Source organism: Streptomyces sp. NPDC029139, assembly GCF_055564335.1.
In genome coordinates this window covers 67,161-81,610 of record NZ_JBVHWN010000020.1, presented here as the reverse complement: position 1 = coordinate 81,610, position 14,450 = coordinate 67,161, and the positions used below count along the sequence as shown (strand labels likewise).

The window sequence follows — 14,450 nt, the reverse complement described above, 5'->3', positions numbered from 1 at the left end:
CTGCCCGCAGGGCAGGGCCCGCGGCGTCTGGTGCGTGCGATCGCAAGGCGGAGGGCCGCCCTCGTACTGGGCGTACTGGGGCGATCCGACAACGCGGCGTGGGTGCACCTCCCGTGCCCGGAGGGCTACGGGGGAGGGCGTGCCAGACGCCGCGTGCCAGGCGGGACTTTCCGGACACGGCCTAGCCTAGGCCGCTGCCCAGGGCGCCGCGTCGGCCGTCAGGCGCGGCAGCGGAGCATCTCCAGCGGAGGGTTGGCGTGGAAGTCCGCCCAGAAATCCGCGCCGAAGGCGCGCACGCCGGCCTCCGTGACCGTCAGCGCGACCCAGGTCAGCTCGCTGAATCCCGCTGCGGTCAGGCACTTCTCGTACACGTCCCGCCGCGGGCGGTTGGCGACGAACGAGACCGGCGGGTCGAGCAGCGCCGTGGTCCGGACCTGCGGTCCGGTCTCGGCCTGCTCGCCGGTCGGCACGCTCCGGAAGCCGTACCTCTCCGGGGTCGGCCCGTCGAAGCGGAAGTCGGGCGACTGGTTGAGCAGGAAGAACTCGGCCCCGGGCCTCAGACTCCGGTGCACATTGCGGCACATCCGCTCCGTGGTGGCCAGGTCCGGCGCGTAGTTGAGCAGCTGGACCGCCAGGCCGATGTCGAACGGCTGCTCCATCGGACGCAGTTCGGACGCGTCGCCCACCTCGTAGCGCACACCCAGCGGATCGCGCTCCTCCAGCTGCTGTGCCACGGCGACCATCTCACGGGAGATGTCGATTCCGAGCACCTCCGTGGCGCCGCGCCGCTTGAACTCCCTGCTGTAGAAGCCGGTGCCGGAGGCCAGGTCGAGGACCGACTTGCCGCGCACGTCCCCGACCAGCGCCAGGAAGCTGGGCACCACCACGTACTGTTCCAGCGGCAGGGCCTTGAACCCCTCGTACGCCTCACCGATCTCGTCGTACTGCTGCGCGCTCATCGCGTCGTCCTCCCGTGTGTTCGGTCACGGCCTCGGACCGGCCCTCGTCCCCCAAGGGCGCGCCGCGGCCTGTCCTCGGCAGTCTCTACGGATTCCGACGGGCCGCCGTACTGGCAGAAGCCACGAAGATCCGGACAGGGGCTTGGTCTCGTGCACGGGCCTGCGGCGGGGTGGACGTACGGAAAAGCGGCCGGCCCCCGGTCGGGGCCGGCCGCGTGACCAGCGAGCCTGTGCTCGGCTACAGGTACTTCTTCAGCTCCCGCCGGGCCAGCGACCGCTGGTGCACCTCGTCGGGCCCGTCCGCCAGCTTCAGCGTTCGCGCGGATGCCCAGAGTTCGGCCAGCGGGAAGTCCTGCGACACGCCGCCCGCGCCGTGCACCTGGACCGCCTTGTCGAGGATGTCGACCACCGCGCGCGGGGTCGCGATCTTGATGGCCTGGATCTCCGTGTGCGCGCCCCGGTTGCCGACGGTGTCCATCAGCCAGGCGGTCTTGAGGACCAGCAGACGCAGCTGTTCCACCGTCACCCGGGCGTCGGCGATCCAGTTCTGCACCACACCCTGCTGCGCGATGGCCTTGCCGAAGGCGGTACGGGACACGGCGCGGCGGCACATCAGCTCGATCGCCCGCTCGGCCATGCCGATCAGACGCATGCAGTGGTGGATCCGGCCCGGTCCGAGCCTGGCCTGGGCGATGGCGAAGCCGCCGCCCTGCTCGCCGATGAGGTTCGCGGCCGGGACGCGGACGTCGTGGAAGAGCACCTCGGCGTGGCCGCCGTGGGAGTGGTCCTCGTAGCCGTACACCTGCATCGCCCGCCGCACCTCGACACCGGGGGTGTCGCGCGGGACGAGGATCATCGACTGCTGGCGGCGGACGTCGGCGCCGTCCGGGTCGGTCTTGCCCATCACGATGAAGATCTTGCAGTCGGGGTTCATCGCCCCGGAGATGTACCACTTGCGGCCGTTGAGCACGTACTCGTCGCCGTCGCGCGTGATCCGGGTCTCGATGTTCGTGGCGTCCGAGGAGGCCACGTCGGGCTCGGTCATCGCGAACGCCGAGCGGATCTCGCCGGCGAGCAGTGGCTCCAGCCACTGCTTCTTCTGCGCCTCGTCGCCGAACTGGGCGAGCACCTCCATGTTCCCGGTGTCGGGGGCCGCGCAGTTGAGGGCCGTGGGCGCGAGGTGGGGGCTGCGGCCGGTGATCTCGGCCAGCGGCGCGTACTGGAGATTGGTCAGCCCCGCGCCGTGCTCGGCGTCGGGCAGGAAGAGGTTCCACAGGCCCTGGCGGCGGGCCTCCGCCTTCAGGTCCTCGACGATCTGCGGCGTGTCCCACGGCGAGGCGAGCAGCGCCCGCTGCTCGTGGGCGATCTCCTCGGCGGGATACACGTGCTCGTCCATGAAGGCGAGCAGCTTCCCCCGCAGCTCCTCGGTGCGTGCGTCGAATGCGAAGTCCATGGCGGATCAGCCTTCCTGAAGGGTGGTGAGGCCGTGCTCGATGAAGACGGGGACGAGTTCGCCGATGCGGTCGAAGCCGGCGCCGACGGTCTGGCCGAGGGTGTACCGGTAGTGGATGCCCTCCAGGATCACGGCGAGCTTGAACCAGGCGAACGCCGTGTACCAGGAGAGGGCGGAGGTGTCGCGGCCCGAGCGGGCCGCGTAGCGCTCGATCAGCTCGGCGGGCGTCGGATGCCCGGCGGCCGCGGCGGTCGTGCTGACGGGGGAGTGCGGGAGGTCCAGCCGCGCGCTGTACATCGCGAACAGACCGAGGTCGGTCAGCGGGTCGCCGAGGGTGGACATCTCCCAGTCCAGAACGGCCTTGATGCGGTCGTCGTCGCCGATCAGGACGTTGTCCAGACGGTAGTCGCCGTGGACGACCGTCGGGGTGGGGGAGACCGGGAGCGCGCGGCCGAGGGTCGCGTGCAGCTCGTCGATGCCCGCGAGATCGCGGTTGCGGGAGGCGTCGAGCTGCTTGCCCCAGCGGCGCAGCTGCCGGTCGAGGAAGCCCTCGGGGCGCCCGAAGTCGCCCAGGCCGACCTCCGCCGGGTCGACGGCGTGCAGGTCGACGAGGGTGTCGACCAGCCCGAGGACGGCCGCGCGGGTGCGCTCGGGGCCGAGCGGGGCGAGCTGTTCGGCCGAGCGGTATGGGGTGCCGGCGACGAACTCCATGACGTAGAACGGCGATCCGAGCACGGTGTCGTCCTCGCACAGCAGCACGGTCCCGGGGACGGGCACCGCCGTGCCGTGCAGGGCGCTGATCACGCGGTGCTCGCGCTTCATGTCGTGCGCGGTGGCCAGGACGTGGCCGAGCGGCGGCCGGCGGACGACCCACTGGTCCGTGCCGTCGGTGACGACGTACGTGAGGTTGGACCGGCCGCCCTCGATCAGCCGGGCTTCGAGCGGGCCGCGCACGAGTCCGGGCCGCTCGCGGTCGAGGAATCCGCGCAACTGCTCGGGGTCGAGACCGGGCGGCGGGGCTGAACTCATCGTGCGTACCTCCAGTGGGTGGCTGGTCGGCGTTCATGATGACCGACCAGTCGGTATGTCGTCCAGGGTCCGGGGCGGGTCGGTGTGGGAAAGCGGCGTCGCCGGTCTGGCCGCCGGTCTCCTCCATGAATATGGTTCACATATGAATCCTGAGCTGTTCGTCGAGGAAGTCCGGCTGACCCCGATCCTGATCTCCGACCCTCCTCTGCTCAACACCCAGGGCGTCCATCAGTCCGCCACGCCCCGACTCGTGGTCGAGGTCGTCACCCGGGGCGGCGTCACCGGCCTCGGCGAGACCTACGGCGATACGAAGTACCTGGAGCTCGCCCGACCGCTGGCCGACGCGCTGCCCGGCCGCCCGGTCACGGACGTGAACGACCTGTTCTCCCTCGCCGCGCAGGTGTGCGGCGACTCACGGGCCGTCGACGAGCGCGTGGACGCGGGCGGGCTGCGCGGGGTCCAGACCGCCGACAAGCTCCGCCTCTCCGTCGTCTCCGCCTTCGAGGTCGCCTGCCTGGACGCCCTCGGCAGGACTCTCGGCCTGCCCGTCCACGCCCTCCTCGGCGGCAGGGTCCGCGACTCCGTCGAGTACAGCGCCTACCTCTTCTACAAGTTCGCCGGCACGGACGACTGGGGAGCCGCCCTCGACCCGGAGGGGATCGTCGAGCAGGCCCGCCGCTTCGACCGGACGTACGGCTTCCGCTCCTTCAAGCTCAAGGGCGGGGTCTTCCCGCCCGAGGAGGAGATCGCCGCGATCCGCGCCCTGGCCGAGGCGTTCCCCGGCCGGCCGCTCCGCCTCGACCCCAACGGCGCCTGGTCGGTGGAGACCGCGCTGACGGTGGCGAGGGAGCTGAAGGACGTCCTCGAGTACCTGGAGGACCCGGCGACCGGAACGGACGCCATGGCCGAGATCGCCGCCCGTACGGACGTGCCGCTCGCGACGAACATGTGCGTCACGACCTTCGAGGAGGTCCCCGAGGCGTTCGCCCGGGACGCGGTACGGATCGTGCTCTGCGACCACCACTACTGGGGCGGACTGCACCGTACCCGCGACCTGGCCGCGCTCTGCGGCACGTACGGCGTCGGGCTCTCCATGCACTCCAACACCCACCTGGGCATCAGTCTGGCCGCCATGACCCACGTCGCCGCGACCCTGCCTCGTCTCGACCACGCGTGCGACACCCACCACCCCTGGCAGACCGAGGACGTCGTCACCACCCGCCCCGGCTTCCGGGCCGGGCGTCTCACGGTCTCCGACGCCCCGGGCCTCGGCGTGGAGCTGGACCGCGACCGCCTGGCGGACCTGCACCGCCGCTGGCTGGCGGACGACGGCACGCTGCGCGACCGTGACGACGCGGCGGCGATGCGCAGGACCGACCCGACGTGGCGCCCCCCGGAGATCCCGCGCTGGTAGGGGCGGCTCGGGGGCCGGCGGGGCCGCCGGAGGGTGAGCGGGCCGCCGGGGGCAGCCACCTGGCGGGCGCTACGCGTGGCAGGCCACCGGAACGCCCCCGTTCATGACCGCCATGTCGCCGAAGACCGCCGCCGGGTCCAGCGGGGAGCCCTCGGGAAGGCCGTCCAGCTCCGCGTAGGCCCGGTGCAGGTTCGCCACCAGGCGCTCGCTCTCCCGCCAGGCGCCGAACTCCCCGAGGTCCGCCCGGCGGGCCGTCTCCAGCGGGGTCGCGCCCCTCACGCGGCCCTCGACGGCGAGCGCGGCGACCCAGCGCAGATAGCGCTCCGTGGCGTCGTACACCGAGGGGTCGGTGACCGGGCCGTGCCCGGGCACCACCGTCGGAGCGTCCAGCGCGCGCAGCAGGTCCAGCGCCCGCAGCGAACCCGACAGCGAGCCCATCGGCAGGAACGGCGTCCCGCCGTGGAAGACCAGGTCACCGGTGAACACCACGCCCCGCTCCGGGAGATGCACGATCGAGTCGCCGGTGGTGTGCGCCGGGCCCGGGTGCAGCACGCGCACCTCCAGCTCGCCCACGTGCAGCGTCAGCCGCTCGCCGTACGTGAGCGAGGGCGGCGCGACCTCGATGTCGCCGAAGTCGGTCCGCGGCCACAGCAGATGGAGCTGACGGCCCGCCGCGAGCTGCTCGGCCCGGCAGTTGTGGTGCCCGACGATCCGCGCCTCCGGCAGGAACACCCCGTTGCCGTACGTGTGGTCGCCGTGGTGGTGCGTGGAGACGATCGTGCGGGGGAGCGGCAGGCCCGCCGCGAGGACCGCCGCGCGCAGCAGCCGCGCCCGCCGCTCCGTCGCCGTCGTGTCCACGAGCAGCGTCTCGTGGGCGTCGCCGACGAACCCGGCGTTGTTCAGGCACCAACCGCCGTCGGGCTGGACGAAGGCGTGCGCGCCCGGCGCGAGCGCGACGACGTACGGATCGGTGACGGCCAAGAAGGTCCCTCGGAGAGAGCGGAGAGGGCCCGACCACAGGCGGCAGCCTGCCGGTCGGGCCCGATCCGCGCGGATGTCAGTGATCGTCCCAGTGCCCGGCGTGCGCCGCGTGACGGTGCCCGTCGTGCACGTAGTCCGTGTGATCGCCATGGGTCACCGCCGTGTGCCCGCAGTCCGGCCCGTGCTCGTGGGCGTGCCCCTCGTGCTGGACGTGCCCGTCGCGCTCGCACTCGTCCCAGTGACCGGAGTGCTCGCGGTGCAGGTGCCCGTCGTGGGCGTAGTCCACGTGCCCCTCGTGCGTGACCGCGGCGTGACCGCAGTCCGGACCGTGCGTGTGCTCGTGCGTGGGGTGCTCATGGTGGAGAACGGTCATGACATCGCCTCTGTGAGGGTGCGGTGTGACCGCTCCAGGCTAGCCCTGAATGTCTGTCTCGTCCCGGTACCACCCCTGTGCGTCGGCGAACGCGTCCCCGTACTCCGGAGCGGATCGGTTCCCGCGCGGGCACCCTCTGCCCCCGCCCGCGGCGCTGGGCGGCCGACCGCTCTGCCGGGGGAGTCCGGCTTGCGGGGCGCGAGGGGCGCCGTGATCGTTCGGGGTATGAAGGCGATCAGCTACAGCCGGTACGGCGGACCCGAGGTGCTCGAGTACGGCGAGCGGCCCGATCCCAAGGTCGGCCCCGACCACGTCCTCGTGAAGGTACGGGCGGCCGCCGTGAACCCGGTCGACCTGAAGGCGCAGGCCGGCCACCTCGACGGGATGATGGACGCCGTCTTCCCGGTCGTGCCCGGCTGGGACGTCTCCGGGGTGGTCGTCCAGCCCGGGGTGTCCGTCACCGAGTTCACCGTCGGCGACGAGGTCATGGGATACGTCCGCGAGGACTTCCTCTCCCGCGGCACCTTCGCCGAGTACGTCGCCGCGCCCGTACGCACGCTCGCCCGCAAGCCGCGCACCATGGGCTTCGAGGAGTCGGCCGCCCTTCCGCTGGCCGGGCTGACCGCCTACCAGGTGCTGCACGAGGCCCTCGCGGTCCGCTCCGGCGAGACGGTCCTGGTGCACGCGGCGGCGGGCGGGGTCGGGTCCATGGCCGTCCAGATCGCCCGCCACCTCGGCTGCCGGGTGATCGGCGCGGCGCGCGAGGCGGGCCTGGAGCGGATCAAGGAGCTGGGCGCCGAGCCGGTCCTGTACGACGAGGCCACCTTCGCCGAGCAGGTCCGCGAGCTGGCGCCGGACGGCGTGGACGCGGCGTTCGACACCCTCGGGGGTCCGTTCCTCAAGATCACCGCCGATGTGCTGGCCCCCGAGGGCCGCCTCACGTCGATCGCCGACGGCGAGGTGATCAGCCTCGGCGGCCGCTACTTCTGGGTCCGCCCCGACCCCACGGACCTGGCCGCACTCGCCGGCCTCGTCGAGGAGGGCGTCCTGACCGTACGGGTCGCGCGCACCTTCCCGCTCACCCAGGCGGCCGACGCCCAGCGCGCGAACGCCGAGGGCGGCCTGAACGGCAAGGTCGTGGTCACGGTGGAATGGCCGGACTGACAGGCCGAAGCGCCCCCGGACGGCCGGCGCCCCGCCGGGCTCGCGTCCCCGCCCCGCCGCGCCTCAGAGCACCACCGCGTCTCAGAGCACCGCCGCGTCTCAGAGCACCACCGCGACCGCGAACGCCGCCAGCGCCACCGTGCAGGCCGTCACGAGCAGCACGCCCCTCGGGGAGAGCGGACCCGGGCGGGCCGCGTCCAGGGCGTGGATGCGGCGGTGGGCGACGGCCAGGAACGCCACCCACACCAGCGCCGTCAGCGCGGCGCCCGCGATTCCCGCCGCCGTGATGTCGTCGCGGATCGCCGACTTCGCGGCCAGGACCGCCACGACCGTGCACGCCAGCGTCGTACGCCGCCACGCGAGCCGCGTCCGTTCCGGCTGCAGCCCGGGATCCCGGGCCGGCGTCACCGCCCGCGTCACCGCCCCGCCCAGCCGAAGACGATGACCACCACCATCGCCAGCGCGACCACGGCGACCGCCAGGCTCAGCACCGTCGGGAACCGTGACACGGGCAGGTCCTCGCCCCTCCGCATCGCCCTCTCGCACCGCACCCAGTGGTTCACCGCCCGCAGCGCGCACAGCACGCCCGCGCCCAGCAGCGCCAGCGCGAGCCCGACCCGTACGCCCCAGCGCAGATCCGGCAGGAACTGGTCGACGGCGAAACCGCCGCCCACGAGCGCCAGCGCCGTCCGGATCCAGGCGAGGAAGGTCCGCTCGTTGGCGAGCGAGAACCGGTAGTCCGGAGTCTCGCCCTCGTCCCGGATCCGCTGCGGCGCGAACCACAGCCGCAGGCTCTGCACGAAGTCACTCACCCGGGCACCTTAACCGCGGTGTGCGCGCAGGCGTTCGTAGGCGGCCAGGCCGTCCGGAACCCATTCCCACCTCCCGAGCCGGGACACCAGCTCCTCCTCGGGCAGGAAGGCGTGCCAGGCGACCTCCTCCGCCTGCGGGGCCACCGGCAGCTCGCAGCGCACCTCGTAGACGGCCGACCACCACTTCCCGGCGACGCCCCCGGAGTCGTACAGGAAGCGGAACAGGGGCTCGGGGCGCGGCAGCCCGCGGACCCCCAGCTCCTCCTCCGCCTCGCGCAGCGCGGCGTCGTCGTACGACTCGCCCGCGCCCACGACACCGCCCACGAACATGTCGTACAGCGAGGGGTAGACCAGCTTGGTGGGGGTGCGCCGGTGCACGAAGATCCGGCCCTCGGCGTCCCGTACCTGGATGAAGGCGCAGCGATGGATCAGGCCCCGCGCGTACACCTCGGCGCGCGGGGCCCGTCCGACGACCTCGTCGTGCTCGTCGACGACGTCCAGCATCTCTTCGGCGGGATTCATGCCCCCATCAGATCACCGACCCGCGGACAGGTCACCGTCCCTCAGGTCACTGGCCCATGACGTACGCGACCGTCGGCCCGGCCGTCCAGCCGCCGTCCACGGCCAGCTCCGCGCCGGTCACGTACGAGGCCGCGTCGGACAGCAGGAAGACGACGGCGCCCGCGATCTCGGGCGCCTCGCCGACCCGGCCCATCGGCGTGTTCGGGTACCTGCCCGCGCCGCGCTCGATGCCGAGGGCGGCGGTCATCGGCGTGTACGTCATGCCCGGGTGGACCGAGTTGACGCGGATGCCCGCCGTGCCGAGCTCCACCGCGCCGATCTTCGTCAGCCCGCGCACGCCCCACTTCGAGGCGCCGTAGCCGGCGGTCAGCGCGAGTCCCATGAGGCCGGCCGCCGAGGAGATGTTGACGATCGACCCGCCGCCCGCCTCCCTCATCGCCGGGATCGCGGCCTTCATGCCGATGAAGACACCGGTCAGGTTGATGTCGAGCACCCTGCGGAAGTTCTCGACGGACTCGCTCTCCAGGAAGGCGCCGGTGGCGACGCCGGCGTTGTTCACCAGACCGTGCAGTCCGCCGAACTCCGCGACCGCGTACGACACGACGGCCGCCCACTCCTCCTCGGAGGTGACGTCGTGGTGGTGGAAGCGTGCCCGCGCGCCCAGGTCGGCGGCGGTCGCCCCGCCCTCGTCGTCCAGGACGTCGGTGATCACGACGTTCGCCCCGGCGGCGACGGCCTGCCGCGCGGCCTCGGCGCCCAGGCCGCGGGCGCCTCCGGTGACGAGGACGGTCCTGCCGGTGAGGTCGTGCCCGGTGAGGTCGTGGCCGGTGGGGTCGTTCATGCGAGGTCCCTTCGGAGGGCGGACGGCGGCGGGGCCTGGAGCAGGGCGGTGGTGGTCTCGACGAGATCGGCGAGGAAGAGCGCCTCGCCGGTGAGCGGTTCGGTGCCGGCGAGGTACTGGCGGGCCCGGTCGGCCAGGGCCGCGCCGACGACGGTGAGGGCCAGGTCGAGGCGCTCGAGGCGCAGCGGCTCGGGCAGGCCGTCCGGCCCGGTGAGGCAGGACTCGACCCGCTCGATCAGCCGCCAGTACACGGTGCCCTCGAGGGCGGGATGAGGGGTGCGGGTGCGGACGCCGCTCTCGTGGCTGAGCTGGGCGGAGATCCGCAGGCAGCGCAGGCCGCGTTCGGTGCGCAGCTCGCTCGCCTCCGCGGTGACCAGGGCGCGGATCAGGGCCCGCGGTTCGTCGGGTGCGGCGGCGAGGAGCGGGGCGAGCACCTTCTCCGTACGGTGCTGGCGGCCGGCCATCACCGCGTCGAGGAGGCCGCCGCGCGAGCCGAAGTGGTACTGCACCGCCGAGGGATTGCTCTGGCCGGCCAGCGCGACGATGTCGCGCAGTTGGGCGCCGTCGACGCCGTGCGCGGCGAAGATCTCCTCCGCCGCGCGGATCAGCCTGTCCCGGGTCCCGGGACCCGATGTCCTCGCCACGGAGGGACTGTAATGCTCGACATTAGAAAGCGGGAGGGGTCTGCGAGGGTCCGGACTGTTGACTCGATACATCGGTGTATCCAAGATTCGTCCATGTCGTACGACGCTGATGTGATCGTGATCGGAGCCGGCCTCGCCGGGCTCGTCGCCACCGCCGAACTCGTGGACGCGGGCCGGAGCGTGATCCTGCTCGACCAGGAGCCGGAACAGTCGCTCGGCGGCCAGGCGCACTGGTCCTTCGGCGGCCTCTTCCTCGTGGACTCGCCCGAGCAGCGCAGGATGCGGATCAAGGACAGTCACGAGCTCGCCCTCCAGGACTGGCTCGGCACCGCCGGGTTCGACCGCGAGGAGGACCACTGGCCGCGGCGCTGGGCCGAGGCGTACGTCGACTTCGCGGCGGGCGAGAAGCGCAGCTGGCTGCACGCCCGCGGGGTGCGCTTCTTCCCGGTCGTCGGCTGGGCCGAGCGCGGCGGGTACGACGCGAACGGGCACGGCAACTCGGTGCCGCGCTTCCACATCACCTGGGGCACCGGCCCCGGCCTCGTCGCCCCCTTCGAGCGGCGGGTCCGCGAGGGTGCCGCCCGCGGCCTCGTCACGTTCCGCTTCCGCCACCGGGTGACCGGCCTGGGCCGCACGGGGGGCACCGTGGACACGGTGACCGGGGAGATCCTGGAGCCGTCCGGGGTCGAGCGCGGGCGGGCGAGCAGCCGTGAGGTCACCGGCGCCTTCGAACTCCGGGCCCAGGCGGTGATCGTCACCTCGGGCGGCATCGGCGGCAATCACGATCTCGTCCGCGCGCAGTGGCCGGAGCGGCTCGGCACCCCGCCCGCGAAGCTGCTCTCGGGTGTCCCCGCCCACGTGGACGGGCTGATGCTCGGCATCACCGAGAAGGCCGGGGCCCACCACATCAACCGCGACCGGATGTGGCACTACACCGAGGGCATCGAGAACTGGAACCCGATCTGGGCCAGGCACGGCATCCGCATCCTGCCCGGACCGTCCTCGCTGTGGCTGGACGCCCGCGGCCGTCGGCTGCCCGTCCCGCTCTTCCCCGGGTTCGACACCCTCGGCACGCTGGAACACATCATGCGGACCGGGTACGACCACACCTGGTTCGTGCTCGACCGGCGCATCATCGGCAAGGAGTTCGCCCTCTCGGGATCGGAGCAGAACCCCGACCTCACCGGCAAGTCGATCCGGGACGTCATCGGCCGGGCCCGCGCGGACGTGCCGGGCCCCGTGCAGGCGTTCATGGACCACGGCGTCGACTTCGTCGTGGAGAAGGACCTGTGCGCCCTCGTCCGGGGCATGAACGCGCTGACCGACGAGCCTCTGATCGACGAGACGGAGCTGCGCCGCGAGATCACCGCCCGGGACCGCGAGGTCGCCAACCCCTTCACCAAGGACCTCCAGCTCACGGCGATCCGGGGCGCCCGCTCCTACCTGGGCGACAAGCTGATCCGTACGGCCGCCCCCCACCGCATCCTGGACCCCAAGGCCGGTCCGCTGATCGCCGTACGCCTGAACATCCTCACCCGCAAGTCGCTCGGCGGCCTGGAGACCGACCTCTCCTCGCGGGTGCTCACCGAGGGCGGCGAGGCACTGGAGGGCGTGTACGCGGCGGGCGAGGCCGCCGGCTTCGGCGGCGGAGGCGTCCACGGCTACCGCTCCCTGGAGGGCACCTTCCTCGGCGGCTGCGTCTTCTCGGGCCGTGCGGCGGGCCGAGCGGCGGCGAAGGCCGTGGGCTAGCGGGCAGGACGCCCCCTGGGGAAAGCGGTTGAGCGGCCCGCGTGCCGCCGGGCTTGCCCGGCGCGTCGGCGGGTACGACCCCTCCCGTACGGAAGTCGCGGAAGCGGCCGAAGAGCGAGGAGTGTCAGAAGTGATTCGAAAGCTGCAGGCGGTCGCCCTGGACTGCGCCGATCCGGTACGGCTCGCAGGGTTCTACGCGGAACTGCTCGGCGGGCGGGTGGTCGCGGACGCCGACGATGCCGACTGGGTCGAGGTGCACGGGTTCGAGGGGACACCGCTGGCCTGCCAGCGGGTGGACGGCTACCGACCGCCCGAATGGCCCGGCCAGGAGCGCCCGCAACAACTCCACCTGGACTTCGACGTGGACGATCTCGACGGTGAGGAGAAGCGGGCGCTCGCCCTCGGCGCGACCGTGCTGGAGCGGACGGACCAGCTCCGCCCGGGGGCCACCTGGCGGGTCTACGCCGACCCGGCCGGCCATCCGTTCTGCCTCTGCCTGCACTGAGTCCCCCGGCCCGCCGTCCTGACTCCCGGGCGGTGGGCGCACCCCTAGGGCGCGTTCCGCCCCGCGGCCGGCCGCTTCGGTGACTCCTCGGAGGCGGGCGCGAGAAGCTCCACCACCCGGAAGCGCTCCGCCACCACCATCGTCGCGTCGTCGACCGTGAACGCCGGGTCGCCCATCGCCTCGCGCATCTCGTCGCTGTGCCAGAAACGCTCGTGATCGGCCCGCCACTCGGCCACCGACGTGTGTCCCTCGCCCTCGTCGAGCGCGTGCTGGAGATCGACGTCGCCCAGCGGCAGGACCCGCACCTCGGTCACCTCCACGACCGCCACCTCGCGCCCGTCGGAGTCGATGAGCGCCGAGCGCTCGCCCACTTCGGGCAGCTCCTCCTTCTCCGCCTCCCACTCGGCGAAGAGCCCGGTCGTCGAGGTCTTCTCGCCGGAGAGCACGGCGGCCACCAGTCGGTCCCGCAGTGGTCCGGGAAAGGCGAGCAGGAACGGCTTGAGCGCGTGAGGGCCGGTCATGGCCGACAGTGTGTCAGCCACGACCGGCCCGCGCCGCTCGATCGCGTACGGCTGCAGCACCGGGGTGCGTAGGGCTACAACACCAGGGAGAGCAGCAGCACGAAGACGATGCCGACGACCGAGATGATCGTCTCCATCACCGACCAGGTCTTGATCGTCTGGCCGACGCTCATGCCGAAGTACTCCTTCACCAGCCAGAAACCGGCGTCGTTCACATGGCTGAAGAAGAGCGAACCGGCGCCGATCGCCAGCACCAGCAGGGCCGTCTCGCTGGTGCCCATGCCCTCGGCGAGCGGGGCCACCAGGCCGGCCGCCGAGATCGTCGCCACCGTCGCCGAGCCCGTGGCGAGCCGGATCGCCACGGCGATCAGCCAGGCGAGCAGCAGGGCCGGTATCGACCAGTTCTTGGAGAAGTCCAGGATCATCTGGCCCACGCCGACGTCGATCAGCGTCTGCTTGAAACCACCGCCGGCGCCGACGATCATCAGCACGCCCGCGATCGGGGCGAGGGACTTCTCGACGGTCGAGGAGAGCCGCTGCTTGGTGAAGCCGGCGGCGCGGCCCAGGGTGAACAGGCCCACGAGCACGGCCGCGAGCAGCGCGATCAGCGGTGAGCCGATGACGTCGGTGACCTTCTGCAGACCGTTGTCCGGGTTGTCCACGACGATGTCGACCAGCGCCTTGACCAGCATCAGGACGACGGGCAGCAGCACGGTCGAGACCGTCGCCACGAAGCCGGGACGCTTCTCCAGGTCCTCCGAGGGGCGTGTCGGCACCATGTTCTCGGGGACGGGGATGTCCACCCAGCGGGCGGCGTACCGGGAGAACAGCGGACCGGCGATGATCACGGTCGGGATGGCGACCAGGACACCCAGGGCGAGCGTGACGCCGAGGTCGGCGCCCAGCGCGTCGATGGCGACCAGCGGGCCGGGGTGCGGAGGGATGAGCCCGTGCATGACCGACAGACCGGCCAGCGCGGGGACGCCGATCCGCATCAGCGAGTAGTTGCCGCGCTTGGCGACGAGCAGGACCACCGGGATCAGCAGCACGATGCCGACCTCGAAGAAGAGGGGCAGGCCGATGACGGAGGCGATCAGCACCATCGCCCAGGGCATCGACCGCCCGCTCGCCCTGGCGAGGATCGTGTCCACGATCTGGTCCGCGCCGCCGGAGTCGGCGAGCAGCTTGCCCAGGATGGCGCCGAGCGCGATGAGCACGCCCACACCGGCGACGGTCTTGCCGAGGCCGGACGTGAAGGAGTCGATGGTCGCCGCGAGCGGGGCCCCGGCGAACGCGCCGAGTGCCAGCGACCCGATGGTCAGGGCCAGGAAGGCGTGCAGCTTGAACTTGGAGATGAGCAGGACGATGACGGCGATGCCCGCGAGCACGGCGACGCCGAGCTGGGCGTTGCCGGCCGAGGTGATCGGCTCGACGGCGTCCGCTGCCAGCATCTCGACGCTGAGACTGGTCACGGTGATTCCTT

At 72.3% G+C, this 14,450-nt stretch carries 16 protein-coding genes; 4 read left to right on the top strand and 12 right to left on the bottom strand.

What is annotated here, in order from left to right:
* Positions 1 to 218: 218 nt before the first annotated feature.
* From ACZ4VW_RS30705 to ACZ4VW_RS30695, 3 genes are all read right to left on the bottom strand, one after another.
* Positions 219 to 959: a class I SAM-dependent methyltransferase gene (locus ACZ4VW_RS30705; RefSeq protein WP_467968079.1), complete on the bottom strand. Its 741-nt coding sequence runs from the start codon at positions 957 to 959 to the stop codon at positions 219 to 221.
* Positions 960 to 1,197: 238 nt separating this feature from the next.
* Positions 1,198 to 2,412, bottom strand: a complete 1,215-nt coding sequence (locus tag ACZ4VW_RS30700; RefSeq protein WP_467968077.1) for an acyl-CoA dehydrogenase family protein — start codon at positions 2,410 to 2,412, stop codon at positions 1,198 to 1,200.
* A gap of 6 nt (positions 2,413 to 2,418) precedes the next feature.
* Positions 2,419 to 3,441, bottom strand: a complete 1,023-nt coding sequence (locus ACZ4VW_RS30695) for a phosphotransferase family protein (protein WP_467968075.1) — start codon at positions 3,439 to 3,441, stop codon at positions 2,419 to 2,421.
* Between the two features lie 142 nt (positions 3,442 to 3,583).
* On the opposite strand from ACZ4VW_RS30695, the gene ACZ4VW_RS30690 reads away from it, so the two are divergent.
* The gene (locus tag ACZ4VW_RS30690; RefSeq protein ID WP_467968073.1) at positions 3,584 to 4,855 is read left to right on the top strand and encodes a glucarate dehydratase family protein; all 1,272 of its coding nucleotides are present in this window, start codon (positions 3,584 to 3,586) and stop codon (positions 4,853 to 4,855) included.
* Positions 4,856 to 4,924: 69 nt separating this feature from the next.
* On the opposite strand, the gene ACZ4VW_RS30685 is transcribed toward ACZ4VW_RS30690, so the two are convergent.
* Positions 4,925 to 5,836, bottom strand: a complete 912-nt coding sequence (locus ACZ4VW_RS30685; RefSeq protein WP_467968071.1) for an MBL fold metallo-hydrolase — start codon at positions 5,834 to 5,836, stop codon at positions 4,925 to 4,927.
* Positions 5,837 to 5,912: 76 nt separating this feature from the next.
* A complete protein-coding gene (locus ACZ4VW_RS30680) occupies positions 5,913 to 6,209 on the bottom strand; it encodes a hypothetical protein (protein ID WP_467968069.1) in 297 nt (98 codons plus the stop codon).
* A 225-nt stretch (positions 6,210 to 6,434) separates the two neighbouring features.
* On the opposite strand from ACZ4VW_RS30680, the gene ACZ4VW_RS30675 reads away from it, so the two are divergent.
* Entirely contained in the window at positions 6,435 to 7,373 is a 939-nt protein-coding gene (locus ACZ4VW_RS30675; RefSeq protein WP_467968067.1) for an NADP-dependent oxidoreductase, read from the top strand.
* Positions 7,374 to 7,472: 99 nt separating this feature from the next.
* On the opposite strand, the gene ACZ4VW_RS30670 is transcribed toward ACZ4VW_RS30675, so the two are convergent.
* Genes ACZ4VW_RS30670 through ACZ4VW_RS30650 form a run of 5 tightly spaced genes read right to left on the bottom strand, consistent with a single transcriptional unit; the run spans position 7,473 to position 10,192 of the window.
* Positions 7,473 to 7,781 (bottom strand): DUF202 domain-containing protein, encoded by a 309-nt coding sequence (locus ACZ4VW_RS30670; RefSeq protein ID WP_467968065.1) that lies wholly within the window; start codon positions 7,779 to 7,781, stop codon positions 7,473 to 7,475.
* An 8-nt stretch (positions 7,782 to 7,789) separates the two neighbouring features.
* Positions 7,790 to 8,185, bottom strand: a complete 396-nt coding sequence (locus tag ACZ4VW_RS30665) for a YidH family protein (RefSeq protein WP_355116201.1) — start codon at positions 8,183 to 8,185, stop codon at positions 7,790 to 7,792.
* A gap of 9 nt (positions 8,186 to 8,194) precedes the next feature.
* A complete protein-coding gene (locus tag ACZ4VW_RS30660) occupies positions 8,195 to 8,707 on the bottom strand; it encodes an NUDIX hydrolase (protein WP_467968063.1) in 513 nt (170 codons plus the stop codon).
* Positions 8,708 to 8,753: 46 nt separating this feature from the next.
* Positions 8,754 to 9,548, bottom strand: coding sequence for a glucose 1-dehydrogenase (locus ACZ4VW_RS30655; RefSeq protein WP_467968061.1), 795 nt, complete (start codon positions 9,546 to 9,548; stop codon positions 8,754 to 8,756).
* The gene (locus tag ACZ4VW_RS30650; protein ID WP_467968059.1) at positions 9,545 to 10,192 is read right to left on the bottom strand and encodes a TetR/AcrR family transcriptional regulator; all 648 of its coding nucleotides are present in this window, start codon (positions 10,190 to 10,192) and stop codon (positions 9,545 to 9,547) included. Before ACZ4VW_RS30650 ends, ACZ4VW_RS30655 begins: the two co-directional genes overlap by 4 nt.
* Positions 10,193 to 10,285: 93 nt before the next feature.
* On the opposite strand from ACZ4VW_RS30650, the gene ACZ4VW_RS30645 reads away from it, so the two are divergent.
* Positions 10,286 to 11,941, top strand: a complete 1,656-nt coding sequence (locus ACZ4VW_RS30645; protein ID WP_467968057.1) for an FAD-binding dehydrogenase — start codon at positions 10,286 to 10,288, stop codon at positions 11,939 to 11,941.
* 130 nt (positions 11,942 to 12,071) lie between these two features.
* Positions 12,072 to 12,446, top strand: coding sequence for a VOC family protein (locus tag ACZ4VW_RS30640; RefSeq protein WP_467968055.1), 375 nt, complete (start codon positions 12,072 to 12,074; stop codon positions 12,444 to 12,446).
* 44 nt (positions 12,447 to 12,490) lie between these two features.
* Here the strand turns inward: ACZ4VW_RS30640 and ACZ4VW_RS30635 are convergent, their stop codons facing one another.
* Entirely contained in the window at positions 12,491 to 12,967 is a 477-nt protein-coding gene (locus tag ACZ4VW_RS30635; protein ID WP_467968053.1) for an ASCH domain-containing protein, read from the bottom strand.
* 74 nt (positions 12,968 to 13,041) lie between these two features.
* On the bottom strand, positions 13,042 to 14,439 hold the full coding sequence (locus ACZ4VW_RS30630; RefSeq protein WP_467968051.1) for a GntP family permease: 1,398 nt from the start codon (positions 14,437 to 14,439) through the stop codon (positions 13,042 to 13,044).
* Between the last annotated feature and the right edge of the window lie 11 nt (positions 14,440 to 14,450).

Coding starts and splice junctions, on each gene's coding strand:
- ACZ4VW_RS30705 (WP_467968079.1), bottom strand. CDS start 959: ATGAGCGCGCAGCAGTACGACGAGATCGGTGAGGCGTACGAGGGGTTC.
- ACZ4VW_RS30700 (WP_467968077.1), bottom strand. CDS start 2,412: ATGGACTTCGCATTCGACGCACGCACCGAGGAGCTGCGGGGGAAGCTG.
- ACZ4VW_RS30695 (WP_467968075.1), bottom strand. CDS start 3,441: ATGAGTTCAGCCCCGCCGCCCGGTCTCGACCCCGAGCAGTTGCGCGGA.
- ACZ4VW_RS30690 (WP_467968073.1), top strand. CDS start 3,584: ATGAATCCTGAGCTGTTCGTCGAGGAAGTCCGGCTGACCCCGATCCTG.
- ACZ4VW_RS30680 (WP_467968069.1), bottom strand. CDS start 6,209: ATGACCGTTCTCCACCATGAGCACCCCACGCACGAGCACACGCACGGT.
- ACZ4VW_RS30675 (WP_467968067.1), top strand. CDS start 6,435: ATGAAGGCGATCAGCTACAGCCGGTACGGCGGACCCGAGGTGCTCGAG.
- ACZ4VW_RS30660 (WP_467968063.1), bottom strand. CDS start 8,707: ATGAATCCCGCCGAAGAGATGCTGGACGTCGTCGACGAGCACGACGAG.
- ACZ4VW_RS30655 (WP_467968061.1), bottom strand. CDS start 9,548: ATGAACGACCCCACCGGCCACGACCTCACCGGGCACGACCTCACCGGC.
- ACZ4VW_RS30645 (WP_467968057.1), top strand. CDS start 10,286: ATGTCGTACGACGCTGATGTGATCGTGATCGGAGCCGGCCTCGCCGGG.
- ACZ4VW_RS30635 (WP_467968053.1), bottom strand. CDS start 12,967: ATGACCGGCCCTCACGCGCTCAAGCCGTTCCTGCTCGCCTTTCCCGGA.